Below are 19366 nucleotides of genomic sequence, written 5' to 3' on the forward strand. Positions count from 1 at the left end.
AGGCGCTTTGTTCCCGAGGGGCAACGGAACAGATGCCGCCGTCGGTTGTTCTACCGGCCCGGATACCACCCTGCCCCGAGAGCCCTGGATGACCGCAGCGCTGAAAGCCTCGCCCGCCCCCGTCGTACTCACCCGCCCCGCGGCCATGAGGGCCGCCATCGTCACCGGTCCCGGCACCTGCGCCATCCGGGAGGTGCCCCTCCCCGAGCCGGGCCCGGGCCAGGTGCGCGTGCGCAACAGCGGCTGCGGCGTCTGCGCGTCCAACCTCGTACCTTGGGCCGGCCCGGACTGGATGCAGTTCCCGACCCAGCCCGGCGGCCTCGGCCACGAGGGCTGGGGCATCGTCGACGCGCTCGGGCCGGATGTGACCGATCTCGAATCCGGCCAGCCGGTCGCGACGCTATTCCAAAACAGCTATGCCGAATACGACGTCGGAGATGCCGCCGCGGTGCTGCCGCTGCCGGAGGGCTTCGAGGAGCGCGCCTTTCCGGGCGAACCGCTCGGCTGCGCCATGAACATCTTCCGGCGATCCGACATCGCGACGGGCCAGACGGTCGCCATCGTCGGCGCCGGCTTTCTCGGCGCTCTCCTGACGCGGCTCGCTTCGCAGGCAGGCGCCCACGTGGTCGCCGTGTCGCGCCGGACCTTCGCCCTGGACGTGGCGCGCCGCATGGGCGCCGCCGAATGCATCGCCCTCGACGATCGCCACGCCGTGCGCGACCGGGTGCAGGAGCTGACGGGCGGCACGCTGTGCGAGCGGGTGATCGAAGCGACCGGCAAGCAGGGCCCGCTCACCCTCGCCGGCGAGCTCACGGGCGAGCGCGGGCGGCTCGTCATCGCCGGCTATCATCAGGACGGCCCGCGCCAGATCGACATGCAGCTGTGGAACTGGCGCGGCCTCGACGTGATCAATGCCCACGAACGCGACCCGCGGGCCTATCTCAGCGGCATGCGCGAAGGCCTCGCCGCCGTGCTCGACGGGACCATCGACCTCGAGGCGCTCGTCACCCACAGCTATCGGCTGGAGGACCTCGGGCAGGCGCTCGACGACACGCGCGACCGGCCCGACGGTTTCCTCAAGGCCGTGGTGAGGATGTGATGGAAGCGCCCGTGCGCGATGCCCCCTCCGCCGCGCTGGGCCGCCCCCGCCTCGGCTTTCTCGGCGTGGGCTGGATCGGCTGCCACCGCATGCAGATGCTGCACGATGCCGGTGTCGCGGAGGTCGCGCTCGTCGCCGACGCCTCCGCCGAGGTGGCGCAGAAGGCGGCCGCCCTGGTGCCGGGCGCGTCGGTCGCTCCCGATGTCGAGCACCTCCTCGACAGCGGCATCGACGGCCTCGTCATCGCGACGCCGAGCGCCCTGCATGCCGAACAGTCGCTGCGCGCGCTCGAACGCGGCATCGCCGTCTTCTGCCAGAAACCGCTCGGCCGCAATGCCGCCGAGGTGCGCGCCGTCGTCGCGGCGGCGCGGCGGGCGGGCAAGCCGCTCGGCGTCGACCTCTCCTATCGGGAAACCGAGGCCATGCGCCTCATCCGGGATCTCGTCGCGGGCGGGGCGCTCGGCGCCGTCTACGACGTCGACCTCGTGTTCCACAATGCCTACGGCCCGGACAAGGCCTGGTTCTACGACCCGGCCCTGTCCGGCGGCGGCTGCGTCATGGACCTCGGCGTGCATCTGGTCGACCTCGCCCTCTGGGTGCTCGGCTGGCCGCAGGTCACGGAGGTGAGCAGCCGTCTCTTCTCCGCGGGACGGCGGATCGACGGCGCCTTTTCCGGCGTCGAGGACTTCGCGAGCGCGACGATCGACCTCGCGGGCGGCGCCACCGTCCGCCTCGCCTGCTCCTGGCGGCTGCACGCCGGCCAGGAGGCCGTCATCTCGGCGGCCTTTCACGGCACTGAGGGCGGCGCGACGCTGCGCAATGTCGACGGCTCGTTCTACGATTTCGTGGCCGAGCGCACCCGTGGCACCGCGCGCGAACGCCTGTGCGCTCCGCCCGATGCCTGGGGCGGGCGGCCGCTCGTCGCCTGGGCCGAGCGTCTGGCGGCGGGGACCGGCTTCGATGCCGAGGCCGATCATCACATCGTCGTCGCCGAAACCCTCGACAGGATCTACGGCCGGCCGGTGCTCGGCTGACCCGCGATCGGGCCATCAACCGGCTGCGCCGCGCTCGCGGTCGTTGGCGGCATCGCGCGCCGGCGGCGGCTGCCGCGTGTCGTCGCGGAAGGTGATGAGCCGCGCGCCGCGTTCGTAGGTGATGTAGCGCCACAGCCAATGGAACGACACCAGCAGGCGGTGCTGGAAGCCGACGAGCAGGTAGACGTGGATGGCGGCCCAGGCGAGCCAGGCGAACCAGCCGCTCATCTTGAGGCGCCCGCGCTCGAAGACGCCGGCGTGGCGGCCGACGATAGCGGTGTTGCCGCGGCTGCGGTAGACGAACGGCTGCAAGGCCTTGCCGTCCTTGATCATTGCGGCGAGGCCGCGCCCGAGATGCAGGCCCTGCTGGCGGGCCACCTGGGCGAGACCCGGCAGCGGCTGCCCGTCGGCGTCGAGGCAACGGGCGACGTCGCCCAGCGCGAAGACGCCGGGGCTGCCCGTCACCTCGAGCGTCGGCTCGACGAAGACGCGCCCCGTCTTGTCCGTGCGCCCGCCCGCCTCGGCACCGAGCGGCGAGGCCCCGACGCCCGCCGCCCAGACGACGAGCCCGACCGGCAGGCGCTCGCCCGCGATGCCGAGCTCGCCCGGCCCGATATGGTCCACCATGCTGCCGGTGCGCACCTCGACGCCGAGCCGCTCCAGCCGCTCGCGCGCGAAACGCGCCGCCTTGTCGGAGAAGCCCGCCAGCAGGCGCGGCAGCCCCTCGACCAGCATGATCCGCGTGTTCTGCGGCCGGATGCTGCGGAAGTCGCGGGCCAGGGTGAAGCGGCTCAGCTCGGCGATGGAGCCGGCAAGCTCGACGCCTGTCGGCCCGCCGCCGATGATCGCGATGGTCATCAGCCGGCTGCGCTCGAGCGGATCGTCCACGCGCTCGGCATGTTCGAAGGTGAGGAGCAGGCGTGAGCGCAGCTGCCGCGCATCCTCGATCGTCTTGAGGCCGGGTGCGAGCCGCGACCATTCGCCATGGCCGAAATAGGACGTGCGCGATCCCGAGGCGAGCACGAGGAAGCGGTAGCCGAGCCGGCGGCCGGTGGCGAGGGTGATCTCGCGCGCCTGCGGGTCGATGGCCGTGACCTCATCGAGCAGGACCTCGACCGACGGGTAGCGCCGCAGGATCTTGCGGATCGGCTCGGCGATCTCGGCGGCAGAGAGGGCCGCTGTCGCCACCTGGTAGAGCAGCGGCTGGAACAGGTGGTGGTTCTGCCGGTCGACGAGGACCACAGGGATGCCGGCCCTGCCCAGTTCCTTCGCCACTTCGAGGCCGGCAAAGCCCGCCCCGATGACAACGACGGGCGTGGCGCTGCCGGCACGTTCTTCCCCATTTCGCCCGGCATTGCCGTGCATTGGTTTCCCCCTCCTTCGCGCAATGGGCCGCCACCCGGGCGGGCGGCGTATCCAGGGCGAACCGTGCGTCGTCCCGATTGTTCCTCGCTGCAGCTTGCCCCATCCGCCGGGCCGAAGCTCCCCTCCGTCCCGCGGCGCCCTGCCCCTCGTCGGAACAGTTCGATCCCTGACGAGTTCCGGTCGCGACCGCCGACCGTTGCCGATTGTGCCAGCCGCCAGGGGCAGCGGCTATCCAGGACCCGCGAACAACCGCAACAGGGGGAACCGCCATGACCACAGCCGCCGACCTTCTCGTCGACACGCTCATCGAATGGCAGGTGGACGTCGTATTCGGCCTGCCGGGGGACGGCATCAACGGCATCATGGAGGCCCTGCGCACGCGGCAGGACAGGATCCGCTTCATCCAGGTGCGCCATGAGCAGTCCGCCGCCTTCATGGCCTGCGCCTATGCCAAATGGACGGGCCGGCTCGGCGTGTGCCTCGCCACCTCCGGCCCCGGCGGCGCCAACCTGCTCACCGGGCTCTACGATGCCAAGCTCGACCAGGCGCCGGTGCTCGCCATCACCGGCATGCAGTTCCACGACCTGATCGAGACCTTCACGCAGCAGGACGTCGACCTCACCCGCGTCTTCAACGACGTCGCGGTCTTCAACGCCCAGGTGAACGACGCAGCCCATATGGAGAACCTCGCGAGCCTCGCCTGCCGCTCCGCGCTCAGCCAGCGCGGCGTCGCCCACCTCTCCATCGCCAATGACGTCCAGGAGCAGAGCCTCGGCGAGGCCGAGCGCTCGAAGCGCAACGCGCCCGGCCACGTGCCGAACCGCTGGTTCGAAGGCCGCCGCCTGCCGACCGAGAGCGATCTCGACAAGGCCGCTTCCCTGCTCAACAAGGCCTCGCGCGTCATGATCCTCGCCGGCCGCGGCGCACTCGGCGCCCGCGCGGAGCTGGAAGAGACCGCCGACCTCCTCGCCGCGCCTGTCGCCAAGGCCCTGCTCGGCAAGGCGGCCCTGCCCGACGACCATCCCCACAGCACCGGCGGCATCGGCATGCTGGGCACCCTGCCCTCGCAGGAGGCCATGGAGCGCTGCGACGCCCTCCTGATCGTCGGCTCGACCTTCCCCTATATCGAATATTACCCGAAGCCCGGGCAGGCGCGCGGCGTGCAGATCGACCGCGACGGCCAGCGGATCGGCCTGCGCTATCCGGTGGAGGCCGGCCTCGTCGGCGAAGCCGCCGAGACGCTGCGCCTGCTCAACGACCGGCTCGCCCGCAAGAGCGACCGCGGCTTCCTCGAGGAAGCGCAGGCCGGGATGGCGCGCTGGCGCGAGATGATGGCGACGTCCGAGACGAAGGCGGACGTGCCCCTGAAGCCGCAGGTCGTCGCCCGCGCCTTCGGGCTGCGCCTGCCGGACGATGCGGTGCTCGTCACCGATTCCGGCCAGAACACGGAACTCGCGGCCCGCCATGTCGACCTGCGCGACGGCCAGGCCTTCGGCGTCTCGGGCGCGCTCGCCTCCATGGCCTGCGGCCTGCCCTATGCCATCGCGGCCGGCATCGCCTTTCCGGGCCGGCCGATCTTCGCCATCGTCGGGGACGGCGGCCTCGCCATGCAGCTCGGCGAATTCTCGACCGCCGTGCGCTATCGGCTGCCGCTGAAGGTGCTGGTGATCAAGAACAACATGCTGAACCAGATCGCCTGGGAACAGATGATGTTCCTCGGCAACCCGCAGTTCGGCTGCGAGCTGCAGCCCATCGACTTCGCCATGGCGGCGGAGGCGATGGGCGGCATCGGCCATGCGGTCACCCGCCCGGAACAGGTCGACGACGTGCTCGACCGCGCCTTCGCGACGGAGGGACCGGTCCTCATCGAGGCGACCGTCGACGCGGCCGAGCCGATGATGCCGCCCAAGATGCCGCCCGACTATGCGGAGAACTTCCGCAAGGCGCTGCCGCAGACCCCGGGCCACGAGCAGATCGAGGCCGCGATCGCGGAAGAGCCGGCGAAGACCATGATCGAGGCGGGGCAATAGGCGCCCGGCCTTACGGGCGCGTCAGATCTCGATGAGCCCCTTGATGACGCCGGCCTCCGGCTTCGACCAGGCCGGCACCAGCTGCGGCGCCTCGTCGAGGCTGCCCCGGTGGCTCGCGAGGGCGCGGGTCGGCACCTTGCCCGCGCGCATGGTCGCAAGCACCGTCTCGAAATCCTCCCGCGTCGCATTGCGGCTGCCGAGCAGCGTCGTCTCGCGCTTGTGGAACGCGGGATCGTTGAAGGTGATGTCGGCATTGACGATGGAGAGCAGCACATAGCTGCCTCCGTGGCCGACGAGGGAAAAGCCCTTCATCATCGCCGCGGGGCTGCCGGTCGCGTCGAAGACGACGTCGAAGAACTCGCCGTCCGTCGCGGCATCGAGATGCTGGTCGAGATCCGCCGACACCTCGTAGACGCTGTCGACGCCGATCTCGTCGGCACAGAAGGCGAGCCGCCGGGCATTCATGTCGATCACCGACACCTCGGCGCCGCGCGCCTTGGCGAAGATCGCCGCCGCGATGCCGATGGGGCCGGCGCCGACCACGGCCACGCGGCTCTGCGCACCGGCGCCGGAGCGGCGCACCCCATGGGCGCCGATGGCGAGGAACTCGACCATCGCCGCCTCGTCGAGCCCGAGCCCGCCGGCCGGGACGACGTTGCGCACGGGCACGGCGATATGGTCGCAGGCGCCGCCGTCGCGGTGCACGCCGAGCACCTCGAGCCGCCGGCAGCAGTTGGTGCGCCCGAGGCGGCAGGCCCGGCACGCGCCGCAATAGAGATAGGGTTCGATGGCGACGATCTCGCCGGCCCGGAGCCCGCTGCCCGCCGGCGCCGTCACGATCTCGCCGGCGAGCTCGTGGCCGATCACGCGCGGATAGCTGAAATAGGGCTGGTTGCCGTGAAAGATATGATAGTCCGTGCCGCAGATGCCGACCCGGCGGATGCGCACCAGCGCCTCGCCCTCGCCGGCAACCGGCTCGTCCCGCTCGATGATGCTGAGCTTTCCCGGCTCGTCACAACGCAACGCTCTCATCGGCGCCTCCTCCCTGTCCGGCGTCGATAACGCAGCATGGCGCCGCGGTCGAGGCCCCGTTGGTGCGCATGATCGCTTAGGCGGCCCGCAGCTGCGACAGGAGGCGGGCGGCCTCTTCCCTGAAGCCGTCCGCGCGGGCGAGAAGCGCGCGCGAGGCCTCGGCGACCTCCTGCGCCAGGCGCCCGGCCGTCGCGGCATCGGCCACCAGCTGTGACAGCTCGCCCTTCGCCCGGTTCACGCCTTCGCTGGCGCGGCCCGTGTGGGTGCCGATCTCAGCCGCGCCGGCGCTCTGCTGCTCGACGGCGGAGAAGATCGAGGCGGAGGCCGTGTTGACCCCGTCGATGCTGGCGCTCACCGCCCCGATGTCGTCCACGGCGCGACCGACGACGGCCTGGATATCGCGGATATGGCCGGCGATATCGTCCGTCGCGCGCGCCGTCTGCTGGGCGAGCTGCTTGACCTCGGCCGCGACGACGGCGAAGCCACGCCCCGCTTCGCCCGCCCGGGCCGCCTCGATGGTGGCGTTGAGCGCGAGCAGGTTGGTCTGCTTGGCCACGGCCTCGATGACGCCGAGGATCTTGCCGATGCGCCGGGCGGCCTCCGACAGGGCGCCGACGGTCTCGCGCGTGCGCCCGGCCTGCCCGCTCGCCTCGCTGGCCGATTGGGCGGCCTCGCCCGCGCGCCGCGTCACCTCCGCGATCGCCTGCCGCAGGGTATCGGCCGCCTCGCTGACCGCGGAAGCACCCGCGCCGGCGTCCTCGACCACGGCCGCCGCCTGGTGCGAGCGCTGGCTCGTCTGCCCGGCCGCGGCAACGAGCCTCTCGGCCGCCGCCGCCACATCCTGCGAGGCCGCGGCGACGGCCTCGGCCAGGCCTGAAGCCATATGTTCGAATTCTGCCGCAAGTGTCTCGCGTTGCGCCGTTTGCGCGCTTTTCCGGCGCGCATCCATGGCGGCCGTGCACTGGTCGAGATCGAACATCGCGGCCTTGATCAGCGCGTCGAGCGCCAGGTCGAGATTGGCGCCGAGGCTGTTGTGCCCCCAGACGTGGCGCGAGCGCAGGATGGCCCGGGTGACGGTGCGCGTCAGGGCGCTCGTCGTGCGGGCGTAGCCGGCAAGGCAGAGGCGCGAGCACAGGCCGAGGCTGGTGTACATCTCCGCCACCGCCCCGACCGACTGGCGATAGCCCTCGTCGAAGCGTGCATCGCAGACGCGCAGCCAATGGGCGAGCAGGACGGTGCGGATGTTGCGGCGCACTTCCTTGCGCGTGAAGAGCTCACCCGCCACGCCGTTGGAGCCGAGGTGGTCGACGAGCTCATCGAGGATGGCCGGCAGTTCCTCCGCCACCACGGGCTTCAGCTGCCGCAGCCGCTCCCGGTCCTTGCGGTCGAAACCGACGAAGGCAAGCTCGTCTTCCAGCAGCTGGCGGGCGGCCTGCCCGGCCGTGCGCTTCAATGCCCGTTCCGCGTCCATTCTCAGACGTCTCGTCCCAAGCTTTTGCCGGCGCGCCGAACCGCCTCCGTCAGGCACGCCACAAGAGCCCGCCGGCCGAACGCCGACGGGAGTGAAGCCGCATCACGAACGAAACTGCAGCGCGAAGCTTGCCCGAAGCCTGCCGGGGGCCTCGCCTTCAGGCCAGCGTCTCGAACAGGCGCTGCATCAGCTGCCCGCGTGGCGCGAGCGACGAGATGAGGCCGTATTCGTTGAGCGTATGCGCCCCCTCGCCGTCGATGCCGAGGCCGTCGAGGGTCGGCACGCCGAGCGCCGCCGTGAAATTGCCGTCGCTGCCGCCGCCGGTCATGGGCGAATCGGCGAGCTCGAAACCGATGTCGGCGGCGAGATGCTGCGCATGGGCGAGCAGCCGGCCGATCTCGTCGGTCTTCACATAGGCCGGGCGGTTCATGCCGCCCGTGATCGTCAGCTTCACGTCCGGATCGTAGGGCTTGAGGGCGAGGATCTTCTCGCTCGCCGACACCCCGTCCGCATCCTCGATCACCCTGAGGTCGACGGAGAAATAGGTGAAGTGCGGAATGACGTTGGCCGCCGTGCCGCCGGAGACGAGGCCGACCGTGGTGGTGATGCCGCGCCCGTAGTCGGTCATCGCCTCGATGTCGAGGATCTGCCGCGCCGCCTCGCGGATGGCGCTGCGGCCGAGCTGGTGGCTGGTGCCGGAATGGGCCGGCCGCCCCTCGATGCGCACGTCGAAGCGCCCCACCCCCTTGCGGGCGGTGACGATCTTGCCGCCGTCGCGCGCCGGCTCCGTCACCAGCGCATAGGAGGCCCGGCGGCCCTCGTGCTCGATGATCTCGCGCGTCGTCGGGCTGCCGATCTCCTCGTCCGGCGTGAACAGGAAGGTGATCGGCAGCAGCGCCGATCCCGCGGCCGCCACGCGCTTGAAGGCCTCGAGGGCGAGATAGGCGCCGCCCTTCATGTCGTAGATGCCGGGCCCGTAGAGCTTGTCCTCGTCGCGCCGCAGCGGCAGCGGCCCGTCGATCGTGCCCATGGGATGCACGGTGTCGACATGCGACATGACGAGGATGCCCTTGGCATCCGTGCGCGGGCCGGCGCGCATGACGAGCGTGTCGCCGAGCCCGTGCTTGCCGGGCAGCCGCTCGACCGCGATCGGCAGCCCCTGCGCCTCCGCGGCGACGAGGTCGATCATGCGGTTGACGGCCGCCGCGTCGCGGGTCGGACTTTCCTCCAGCACCCAGCGCGACAGGCCCGCTACCATCGCATCCGTATCGTACTCGCTCGTCATCGCGGCCCGGTCCTTCGTCCCTTACGCAGTTCGGGCGACGTCGGCGGATGCCTCCGTCGCCCGAACATCGGCGAAATTCTTGCTATCAGAACGGGATATCGTCGTCGAGATCGCCGGAATAGCCGCCTGTGCTGCCCGAGGCGGCGGGCTTGCGCTCCATCGGCGAGGCACGGCCGAAATCCGAGCCGCGCGAGCCGCCGAAGCCGCCGCCCTCGTCACCCATCTCGCCGCCGCCGCCGCGGCTGTCGAGAATGGTCAGCTCGCCGCGGAACGGGCGCAGCACGACCTCGGTGAAATAGCGCTCGCCGCCCGAGGCATCGGTCGCCTTGCGGGTCTCGAGCTGGCCCTCGATATAGACCTTCGAGCCCTTCTTGAGATACTGCTCGGCCACGCGCAGCAGGTTCTCGTTGAAGATGACGACCGAGTGCCATTCGGTCTTCTCGCGCCGCTCGCCGCTCGCCTTGTCGCGCCAGGTCTCCGAGGTCGCGATGCGCAGGTTGCAGACGCGGCCGCCGTTCTGGAACGTGCGCACTTCCGGGTCGCGTCCCAGATTGCCGATGAGGATCACCTTGTTGACGCTGCCCGCCATACCTCCACCTCCGCTCGTTTCGACACCGACCTTAAACCAGAGCCGCCCCGGCGCCTGATAGCGCCGGGCGGACGGGATGGCGGCTTGTCCACAGTTGCATGTCCTATCGTTCTTGCTATGTTCTTATCGCTCCGACTCGCGATGCGCAAGCTGCCGTTTGTAGCGGCGTGCCGAACGACGCGGGGAGGATGCCGGCCGCGCCTGCCGGCGGCGATCTGCTCCAGTGGGCAATCGCCGCGAGGCGCATTATATCGGGTTCGCTTGCGAGCCCGATATGCCGTTTCGGGAGGGGTGCGGCCGTGCATTCCCCCTCAGGGCGGCGTTCAGGGGTTTCTCGAGAACCCGCATGTGGTGCGGTGACTGCTTTTCTTCCGCGGCGTCGAGGCTTCGGCGCGGCTCAGCCGGTTTGTGATCCATGGCTCCCATCGACGATCTCTTCGACCATGCCGCCGAGGCGGCCGCCACCCGCACCATCACCATCCGTGGTGCGCGCGAGCACAATCTCAAGAACGTCGACCTCACCATCCCGCGCGACAAGCTCGTCGTCTTCACGGGCCTGTCCGGCTCCGGCAAGTCGTCGCTCGCCTTCGATACCATCTATGCCGAGGGCCAGCGCCGCTATGTCGAGTCGCTCTCGGCCTACGCCCGTCAGTTCCTGGAGATGATGCAGAAGCCGGACGTCGACCAGATCGACGGGCTCTCTCCCGCCATCTCCATCGAGCAGAAGACCACCTCGAAGAACCCGCGCTCCACCGTCGGCACGGTCACGGAGATCTACGACTACATGCGCCTCCTGTGGGCGCGCGCCGGCGTGCCCTATTCGCCGGCCACCGGTCTGCCGATCGAGAGCCAGACGGTCAGCCAGATGGTCGACCGCGTGCTCGCCCTGCCGGAGAAGAGCCGCCTCTATCTCCTCGCCCCCGTGGTGCGCGGGCGCAAGGGCGAGTACCGCAAGGAGCTCGCCGATTTCATGAAGCGCGGCTTCCAGCGCGTGAAGATCGACGGCCAGTTCTACGAGATCGCCGAGGCACCGGCGCTCGACAAGAAGCTCAAGCACGACATCGACGTGGTGGTCGACCGCCTCGTGGTGCGGCCCGACATCGCCGCGCGCCTCTCGGAATCGCTGGAGACGGCGCTCGAGCTCGCCGACGGCATCGCCGTGATGGAATTCGCCGACGAGAAGGACGACAAGGGCGAGGCGCGGCGCCTCGTCTTCTCCTCGCGCTTCGCCTGCCCGGTCTCGGGCTTCACCATCCCCGAGATCGAGCCCCGGCTCTTCTCCTTCAACAATCCCTTCGGCGCCTGCCCGGTCTGCGGCGGCCTCGGCCACGAGATGCAGATCGACCCCGACCTCGTGGTGCCGGACGGGCGGCTGACCCTGCGCGGCGGCGCCATCGCGCCCTGGGCGAAGTCCACCTCGCCCTATTACGGCCAGACCCTCGAAGCGCTGGGAAGGCACTTCGACTTCCCGGTCTCGAAGCCGTGGGACGAGCTGCCCGAGAAGGCGCGCGACATCATCCTCTACGGCACCGGCACGGAGGCCGTGCGCTTCGCCTATGACGACGGGCTGCGCTCCTACGAGGTGAAGAAGCCCTTCGAGGGTGTCGTCAACAACCTGCAGCGCCGCTGGAAGGAGACGGAGAGCGACTGGGCCCGCGAGGAGATCGGCCGTTTCATGTCGGAGACGCCCTGCGGCGCCTGCGGCGGGCACCGCCTCAAGCCCGAGGCGCTGGCGGTGAAGATCGACGGCCGGCACATCGGCGAGGTGGCGCAGATGTCGGTCGCCGAGGCGCGCGGATGGTTCGAGGCCCTGCCCGACCGGCTGAGCGACAAGCAGAACGAGATCGCCGGGCGCATCCTCAAGGAGATCCGCGAGCGCCTCACCTTCCTGCTCGACGTGGGGCTCGACTATCTCACCCTCTCGCGCGGCTCGGGCTCGCTGTCGGGCGGCGAGAGCCAGCGCATCCGCCTCGCCTCGCAGATCGGCTCCGGCCTCACGGGCGTGCTCTACGTGCTGGACGAGCCCTCCATCGGCCTGCACCAGCGCGACAACGAGCGCCTGCTCGGCACGCTGCGCCGCCTGCGCGACCTCGGCAATTCCGTCATCGTCGTCGAGCACGACGAGGACGCGATCCTGACGGCGGATCATGTCGTCGACGTCGGCCCCGGCGCCGGCATCCATGGCGGCGAGATCGTCGCCCAGGGCAAGCCCGAGGACATCATCACCGATCCGAATTCGCTGACCGGGCAATATCTGAGCGGACGCCTCTCGGTGCCCGTGCCGCCGAAGCGGCGCAAGCCGCAGAAGAGCCGCATGCTCAAGCTCGCCGGCGCCCGCGGCAACAATCTCAAGAACGTCACGGCCAACGTGCCGCTCGGCCTCTTCACCTGCGTCACGGGCGTATCCGGCGGCGGCAAGTCGACCCTCGTCATCGACACGCTCTACAAGGCGGTGGCGCGGCGCCTCAACGGCGCCATCGAGCATCCCGCCCCCTTCGACGCGCTCGAGGGGCTGGAGCATCTCGACAAGGTCATCGACATCGACCAGTCGCCCATCGGCCGCACGCCGCGCTCCAACCCGGCGACCTATACCGGCGCCTTCACGCCGATCCGCGAATGGTTCGCCGGCCTGCCGGAGGCGAAGGCCCGCGGCTACCAGCCGGGGCGCTTCTCCTTCAACGTCAAGGGCGGCCGCTGCGAAGCGTGCCAGGGCGACGGCGTCATCAAGATCGAGATGCACTTCCTGCCCGACGTCTACGTCACCTGCGACGTGTGCAAGGGCAAGCGCTACGACCGCGAGACGCTGGAGGTGAAGTACCGCGAGAAGTCCATCGCCGACGTGCTCGACATGACGGTCGAGGAGGCGAAGGAGCTGTTCAAGGCGGTGCCCGCCATCCGCGACAAGATGGAGACGCTGGCGCGCGTCGGGCTCGACTACGTGAAGGTCGGCCAGCAGGCGACGACCCTGTCGGGCGGCGAGGCCCAGCGCGTCAAGCTGTCGAAGGAATTGTCGAAGCGCGCCACCGGCCGCACGCTCTACATCCTCGACGAGCCGACGACGGGCCTGCATTTCCACGACGTCGCCAAGCTGCTCGAGGTGCTGCACGAGCTCGTCGACCAGGGCAACACCGTCGTCGTCATCGAGCACAACCTCGAGGTCATCAAGACCGCCGACTGGGTGATCGACATGGGCCCGGAGGGTGGCGACGGCGGCGGCACCATCGTGGCCGAGGGCCCGCCGGAGGCGATCTGCAAGGTTGCGGCGAGCCATACCGGCCGCTTCCTCGCCGAGGTGCTGGAGCGCCGGCCTCTTCGCAGCCGCAAACAAGCCGCCGAATAGGCTCGAATCGGCTGATTGCCCACGCGGGAAGCATAAGGGTGCCTGAATCTTGACAGGATTGCCGCGGTGTTATGCAGGCCGCGCGGGTCTGTCATACGAACTTGCCTCTCCTCAATGTGCGTTGCCGCACTTATATGCTGCATCGCAACAACTAGTGTGTGTCCAGTTCGGCGCGACGAGCAGGTTGCGACCGCAAGAATAGGAGAGCCCCATGTTCGTTTCTTACATCCTCGCCAAGATCAAGGCGTACATTCGCTACCGCGAGACCGTCCGTGAGCTGTCGCGTCTGACCGACCGTGAGCTCAACGACCTCGGCATCTCGCGCTGGGACATTCCCTTCGTCGCGAAGAAGCACGCTGCCGTCTGAGGATGAGCGCTGCGGCGGTTTCGCCCGCTGCGCCCATCTCCCGGACCGTCTGTTCGGAACGCCCGCCACAAGCGGGCGTTCGTGTTTTTGGGGCCTCGTTTCAGGGAACGGCGCGCACGGCACCCCAGACTCCGTCTCCTCGCCCGCGAGAGAGGGTTGGGATGAGGGGCTGACCTAGTCGAGCAAAGGCCCGAGGGCGCTTTGGCGGATCCTTTTCCCCCTCACCCTGCCCTCTCCCCGCAGCCGGGAGAGGCTTCTTCGAACAGCGTTCCATAAGCCCGCCGCCTCCCGACGGACGCCCCATCGTCCTTGACGCGGGCCTGGCCTGCGGACACATAGGCGGCATGACCAAGATCGCACCCATTCATGTCGTCGGCGGCGGCCTCGCCGGCTCGGAGGCCGCCTGGCAGATCGCCTCGCGCGGCGTGCCTGTCGTCCTGCACGAGATGCGCCCCGTGCGCATGACGCCGGCCCACAAGACCGAGGGCCTCGCCGAGCTCGTCTGCTCCAACTCCTTCCGCTCCGACGATGCCGAGAGCAACGCCGTGGGCCTCCTGCACCAGGAGATGCGGGCGCTCGGCTCCCTCATCATGGCGAAGGGCGATGCCCACCAGGTGCCGGCCGGCGGCGCGCTCGCCGTCGACCGCGACGGCTTCTCCGAGGCCGTGAGCGAGGCCCTTGCCGGGCATCCGCTCATCACCATCGCCCGCGAGGAGATCGCCGGCCTGCCGCCGGCCGATTGGGACAGCGTCATCATCGCGACCGGCCCCCTCACCTCGCCGGCGCTCGCCGAGGCGGTGCGCGCCCTCACCGGCGAAGGCGAGCTCGCCTTCTTCGACGCGATCGCGCCGATCGTCTACCGCGACAGCATCGACATGTCGGTCGCCTGGGCCCAGTCGCGCTACGACAAGGCCGGTCCCGGCGGCACCGGCGCCGACTATCTCAACTGCCCCCTGACGCGCGACGAATACGAGGCCTTCGTCGATGCGCTGCTGGCCGGCGAGAAGACCGATTTTCGCGAATGGGAGAAGGACACGCCCTATTTCGACGGCTGCCTGCCCGTCGAGGTGATGGCCGAGCGTGGCCGCGAAACCCTGCGCTACGGGCCCATGAAGCCGGTCGGCCTCACCAACCCGCACAAGCCGGACGAGCGCCCCTATGCGGTCGTGCAGCTGCGCCAGGACAATGCGCTCGGCACCCTGTTCAACATGGTCGGCTTCCAGACCAAGCTGAAATATGCCGAGCAGGCGCGCATCTTCCGCATGATCCCGGGCCTCCAGAACGCGGAATTCGCCCGCCTCGGCGGCCTGCACCGCAACACCTTCATCAATTCGCCCAGGCTGCTCGACGGCACCTTGCGCCTCAAGGCCGAGCCGCGCCTGCGCTTTGCCGGCCAGATCACTGGCTGCGAGGGCTATGTGGAAAGCGCCGCCATCGGCCTTCTCGCCGGCCGCTTCGCCGCCGCCGAGCGGCTCGGCGAGGCACTCAACCCGCCGCCGGCCACGACGGCGCTCGGCGCCCTCGTCAACCACATCACCGGCGGCCACATCGCCACCATCGACGGCGGTCCGCAGTCCTACCAGCCGATGAACATCAACTTCGGCCTCTTCCCGCCGCTCGACGCGGCGCCGAAGGGCACGGACGGCCGGCGCCTGCGCGGCAAGGACAAGGCGGTCGCGAAGAAGAAGGCGCTGACCGACCGCGCACGGACGGACCTTGCCGGCTGGCTCGACGGGCGAGACCGTCAGGCCGCCGAATAGGATCCTTCGTGGAGTTTGGAGCCGGATTCGTCGATCAGGTCGACCAGCCTGGTTGGATCCGGCTCTAGCCGAGCCGCCGCGCCAGGCGCCACAGCGCCCACTGGCGGCGCCATTGCGGCACCTCGACAAGGTCGCGGAAGGGATCGTAGGGCCGCTCCATCCGCGCGAGATACGCCCTGACCACGGCGAGCGGCAGGAAGGCGGGCCGCACGGCCGCCGGCGCCTCGCCGATGAAGGCGAGCGCCTTCCGCCGGTGATCCTCGGCGAGCGCCCGCATCTCGGCGAGAACCGGCGCGAGCCGCGCCGCCTCGTCCCGCGCCAGCGCCTCCTCGCGGGAAAGGCCGTGGCGCGCAAGGATGTCCGCCGGCAGATAGAGCTGGCCGCGCGCCGCATGCCAGGGGAAGGCGCGCAGCAGCATGGTGATGCCATAGGCGACGCCGGCATGGCCCGCCGCATCGGCCGGCCCGGCCTCGCCGCCGTCGGCGAGGATGAGCGATGCGAGGCGGAACAGCGCCGATGCGGTCTCGCCGCAATAGCCCTCGAGATCGCCGAGGCTCGGCATGGGGTCTTCGTAGAGGTCGAAGCTGCGCGCGTCGATGAGCGCGACGAGCGCCTCGACGGGCAGCCGGAAGCGGGCGATCGTCTCCCGCAGCGCCGCGGCGACCGGGTGGCCCTCGGCATCGCCCCGCGCCCGCCCTGCGAGCTCGTCGCGCCACCATTGCAGGCGCACCTCGCCGGGCATCGGGTCACTCACCACCTCCCGCACGCGGGCGATCTCGAGATTGAAGGCGTAGAGGGCGTGGAGATAGGGCCGCTTCCCGGCCGGCGCGAACAGGGTGGCGAAGAACCGGTCCGGATCGTGGCCGCGCACTTCCTCCGCGCAATGCGCGAAGGCGGCGGCGTTCGGCCCGGCGGCGTCGTTCACGGCAGACCTCTTCTCGCAGCAGCGTAGGGATCAGGCGACGGCGATGAGCGCCGCGGCGACCTTGCGCCCTTCGGCGACCAGCACGTTGTAGGTGCGCGCGGCCGCACCGGTCGGCATCACCTCGACGGCGATGCGCAATTCACGCAGATGCCAGCGCAGCGCCTCGCTCAGGGGCACGAGCTCGACCCCCGTGCCGACGATGAGCAGCTCGATGGCTTCCGCCTCGGCCCTGACGGACCCGAAATCGGCAGGAGCGAGCCCCTGCGCCGATGTCGCCTCCCAGGCCTTGACGCCGGAGGGCAGCGCCAGGATCGAGCCCTTGTGCGACATGTCGGCGAAGCGGAAGCCGCCGTTGCCGTAGGCATCGATCTGGTGCCGCCCCGGTACGAAGCCCTCGTAGCGCCGCTCGGCCATCACGCGTCCATCCCGGTCAGGGGGCCGCCTGCTGCGCGGAGGCCTGCGTCTTCTCGCCGGCCTCACCCTCGCCGCCGACCTTCGCCCCGAGATAGATGAGAACCGGTGCAGCGATGAAGATCGACGAATAGGTGCCCATGACGACACCGAAGATCATGGCGAGCGAGAAGCTCTGGATCACCGCCCCGCCGAAGATGGCGAGCGCCATGAGGGCGAGGAAGGTCGTCGTCGCCGTCATGATCGTGCGCGAGAGCGTCGAATTGATGGCGATGTCGATGATGTCGGGCAGCGACAGGCGCTTGTACTTGCGCAGCATCTCGCGGATGCGGTCGTAGACCACCACCGTGTCGTTGAGCGAATAGCCGACGATGGTCAGGATCGCCGCGATCGAGGTCATGTTGAACTCGAGCTGCGTGATCGAGAAGAAGCCAATGGTCAGCACGAGGTCGTGCAGCGTGGCGATGACCGCGCCCACGGCGAACTGCCACTCGAAGCGGAACCAGAGATAGATGAGGACGGCGAGCACGGCCACGACGACGCCGAGCGTGCCGGACTGGACGAGTTCGCCCGACACGCGCGGCCCGACGACCTCGACGCGGCGGAAATCGTAGTCGGCCTCGAAAGCGCCGCGCACGGCACCGACCACCGCCTGCTGCGCCTGTTCGCTGTCGCCCTGCAGGCCGAAGCGCATCAGCACCTCGTCCGGCCCGCCGAAGGTCTGCACCTCGACATCGCCGAAGCCGAGGCCGCTCGCCGTCTGGCGGATGGAGGCGAGATCGGCCACGCCGTTCCTCGCCTGCATCTCGATGAGCGTGCCGCCGCGGAAATCGATGCCGAAGTTCATGCCCACGGCGAAGAACAGCACGATCGTCAGGACCGACAGCACCGCCGACAGCGGAAAGCTGATCCGGCGATACTGCATGAAGCCGAACTTGGTGTCGTCCGGGATATAGCGCAGGAGACGCATGGTTTTCGTCACTCGGTCCAGCAGATCAAAGCGGAATGGTGGTCGGACGCATGGTGCGGAACCACAGCGCCGCCATCAGCCGCGTCAGGGTGAAGGCCGTGAAGACCGTCGTCACGATGCCGACCGAGAGGGTGACGGCGAAGCCGCGCACCGGCCCGGAGCCGAGCAGGAACAGGACGACCGCCGCGATCAGCGTCGTGATGTTGGAATCGACGATGGTTGCAAGGGCCCGGCTGAAGCCGGCATCGAGCGCCGAGATGACCGAGCGGCCGAGCCGGCGTTCCTCGCGGATGCGCTCGTAGATGAGCACGTTGGCGTCGACCGCCATGCCGACCGTCAGCACGATGCCGGCGATGCCCGGCAGCGTCAGCGTGGCCCCGAGCGCCGACAGGAGCCCGAGGATCATGATGACGTTGAGGAGCACCGCGACATTGGCCATCACGCCGAACAGGCCGTAGCAGGCGATCATGTAGATGGCGACGAGGATGGTGCCGATGATGGCGGCGAGCTTGCCGGCCTCGATCGAATCCTGGCCGAGGCCGGGCCCGACCGTCCGCTCCTCGACGATGGTGAGCTTCGCCGGCAGCGCGCCGGCGCGCAGCAGGATGGCGAGGTTGTTCGCCTGCTCCACGGTGAAGTTGCCCGAGATCTGGCCCGACCCGCCGGTGATGGGCTGCAGGATGCGCGGCGCGGAGATGATCTCGTTGTCGAGCACGATGGCGAGTGGGCGGCCGACGTTCTCGCTCGTCGCCTGGCCGAAGCGCTGGGCGCCGCGCACGTTGAAGCGGAAATTGACGATCGGCTCGCCGGTGCGCTGGTCGAAGGCCGGCTGCGCATCCGTGAGGTCCTCGCCCTCGACGATGACGCGACGCTCGACCGGCATCATCTGGCCGCCGCTGTCGCGCGAGGGCATCATCTCGACCTCGGACGGGCTGCCGCCGCCCTCGGCCATGAAGCGGAACTGCAGCTTGGCCGTGCGGCCGAGGATCTCCTTCAGCCGCTGCGGATCCTGCAGGCCCGGCACCTGCACCAGGATGCGGTCCGCGCCCTGGCGCTGGATGTTCGGCTCCGTCGTGCCGAGGGCGTCGACGCGGCGGCGCAGCACCTCGATGGCCTGGTCGACGGCCCGCCTGACGCGCTCCTCGACGCCGGCCTGGCTCAGGGTGAGCTGGACGGAATCGCCATTCGTCGTGATGTCGATGTTGCGCTCGCCCGTCTGACCGATGATGGCGTTGCTGATCGGCTGCGACAGCTCCCGGAGCCGCGGCAGCACCTTCTCGACATCCGCCGCATCGGCGAGGCGCAGCTGCACGCCGCGCGGCATCGCCACGATGCCACCCTGCGGCGCAACCCGCGTCTCGCGCAGGATGCGCCTCACGTCGTCGCGCAGCGTCGCCACCTGCGAGCGCACGAGGTCGTTCGAATCGACCTCGAGCAGCACGTGCGAGCCACCCTGCAGGTCGAGACCGAGCACGATGGCCTGCGTCGGCACGAGCCAAGACGGCACCCAGCCTGGAACGGCCTGGCGAATGGCGTTGCGGGTATCGGGCGCCATCAGGTTCGGCACTGCCAGCAGGCAGATGAACGCCGTGACGGCGAGCATGACGACGACCTTCGTGGTCGAGAAGCGCAGCATGGGACAGCCTTGACGCAGGGCAAGGCGCGGCGACGGCTAGCCGGCGCCGCGC

The 19366-nt window shown here is 69.8% G+C and carries 15 protein-coding genes; 6 read left to right on the forward strand and 9 right to left on the reverse strand.

Features of this window, described 5'->3' with window-relative positions:
• Positions 1-88 precede the first annotated feature (88 nt).
• Positions 89-1099 carry a zinc-binding dehydrogenase gene (locus tag AL346_RS19535; RefSeq protein ID WP_019401908.1) on the forward strand — a complete coding sequence of 337 codons (1011 nt, stop codon included), beginning with the start codon at positions 89-91 and terminating at the stop codon, positions 1097-1099.
• A complete protein-coding gene (locus tag AL346_RS19540) occupies positions 1099-2133 on the forward strand; it encodes a Gfo/Idh/MocA family protein (protein ID WP_019401907.1) in 1035 nt (344 codons plus the stop codon). Before AL346_RS19535 ends, AL346_RS19540 begins: the two co-directional genes overlap by 1 nt.
• Before the next feature lie 15 nt (positions 2134-2148).
• On the opposite strand, the gene AL346_RS19545 is transcribed toward AL346_RS19540, so the two are convergent.
• The gene (locus AL346_RS19545; protein WP_019401906.1) at positions 2149-3498 is read right to left on the reverse strand and encodes an NAD(P)/FAD-dependent oxidoreductase; all 1350 of its coding nucleotides are present in this window, start codon (positions 3496-3498) and stop codon (positions 2149-2151) included.
• Between the two features lie 269 nt (positions 3499-3767).
• Here AL346_RS19545 and AL346_RS19550 point away from each other — a divergent pair, with 269 nt between their 5' ends.
• Positions 3768-5528: a thiamine pyrophosphate-dependent enzyme gene (locus AL346_RS19550; protein ID WP_053193961.1), complete on the forward strand. Its 1761-nt coding sequence runs from the start codon at positions 3768-3770 to the stop codon at positions 5526-5528.
• Positions 5529-5549: 21 nt separating this feature from the next.
• Here AL346_RS19550 and AL346_RS19555 read toward each other — a convergent pair whose 3' ends face one another.
• From AL346_RS19555 to ssb, 4 genes are all read right to left on the reverse strand, one after another.
• On the reverse strand, positions 5550-6560 hold the full coding sequence (locus AL346_RS19555) for a zinc-binding alcohol dehydrogenase family protein (RefSeq protein WP_026015093.1): 1011 nt from the start codon (positions 6558-6560) through the stop codon (positions 5550-5552).
• Between the two features lie 76 nt (positions 6561-6636).
• The gene (locus AL346_RS19560) at positions 6637-8031 is read right to left on the reverse strand and encodes a globin-coupled sensor protein (RefSeq protein ID WP_053193963.1); all 1395 of its coding nucleotides are present in this window, start codon (positions 8029-8031) and stop codon (positions 6637-6639) included.
• Between the two features lie 157 nt (positions 8032-8188).
• The gene (locus AL346_RS19565; protein ID WP_019401902.1) at positions 8189-9316 is read right to left on the reverse strand and encodes a M20 family metallopeptidase; all 1128 of its coding nucleotides are present in this window, start codon (positions 9314-9316) and stop codon (positions 8189-8191) included.
• Positions 9317-9401: 85 nt separating this feature from the next.
• Positions 9402-9905 carry a single-stranded DNA-binding protein gene (gene ssb, locus AL346_RS19570; RefSeq protein ID WP_019401901.1) on the reverse strand — a complete coding sequence of 168 codons (504 nt, stop codon included), beginning with the start codon at positions 9903-9905 and terminating at the stop codon, positions 9402-9404.
• Positions 9906-10320: 415 nt separating this feature from the next.
• Here ssb and uvrA point away from each other — a divergent pair, with 415 nt between their 5' ends.
• The 3 genes from uvrA to trmFO all read left to right on the forward strand — a co-directional run bounded on the left by uvrA (position 10321) and on the right by trmFO (position 15372).
• Positions 10321-13245 (forward strand): excinuclease ABC subunit UvrA, encoded by a 2925-nt coding sequence (gene uvrA, locus AL346_RS19575; RefSeq protein ID WP_019401900.1) that lies wholly within the window; start codon positions 10321-10323, stop codon positions 13243-13245.
• Positions 13246-13456: 211 nt separating this feature from the next.
• The gene (locus AL346_RS24825) at positions 13457-13612 is read left to right on the forward strand and encodes a DUF1127 domain-containing protein (protein WP_019401899.1); all 156 of its coding nucleotides are present in this window, start codon (positions 13457-13459) and stop codon (positions 13610-13612) included.
• A gap of 344 nt (positions 13613-13956) precedes the next feature.
• A complete protein-coding gene (gene trmFO, locus AL346_RS19580; RefSeq protein WP_019401898.1) occupies positions 13957-15372 on the forward strand; it encodes a methylenetetrahydrofolate--tRNA-(uracil(54)-C(5))-methyltransferase (FADH(2)-oxidizing) TrmFO in 1416 nt (471 codons plus the stop codon).
• 64 nt (positions 15373-15436) lie between these two features.
• Here the strand turns inward: trmFO and AL346_RS19585 are convergent, their stop codons facing one another.
• Genes AL346_RS19585 through secD form a run of 4 tightly spaced genes read right to left on the reverse strand, consistent with a single transcriptional unit; the run spans position 15437 to position 19314 of the window.
• Positions 15437-16297 (reverse strand): phytoene/squalene synthase family protein, encoded by an 861-nt coding sequence (locus tag AL346_RS19585; RefSeq protein ID WP_019401897.1) that lies wholly within the window; start codon positions 16295-16297, stop codon positions 15437-15439.
• 30 nt (positions 16298-16327) lie between these two features.
• Complete coding sequence (locus tag AL346_RS19590; RefSeq protein WP_019401896.1) at positions 16328-16711, reverse strand: Mth938-like domain-containing protein; 384 nt, start codon at positions 16709-16711, stop codon at positions 16328-16330.
• 16 nt (positions 16712-16727) lie between these two features.
• Positions 16728-17678: a protein translocase subunit SecF gene (secF, locus tag AL346_RS19595; RefSeq protein WP_019401895.1), complete on the reverse strand. Its 951-nt coding sequence runs from the start codon at positions 17676-17678 to the stop codon at positions 16728-16730.
• 25 nt (positions 17679-17703) lie between these two features.
• Entirely contained in the window at positions 17704-19314 is a 1611-nt protein-coding gene (gene secD / locus AL346_RS19600; RefSeq protein ID WP_019401894.1) for a protein translocase subunit SecD, read from the reverse strand.
• Positions 19315-19366 lie beyond the last annotated feature (52 nt).

Source organism: Chelatococcus sp. CO-6 (assembly GCF_001271345.1).
Lineage (GTDB): Bacteria > Pseudomonadota > Alphaproteobacteria > Rhizobiales > Beijerinckiaceae > Chelatococcus_A > Chelatococcus_A caeni.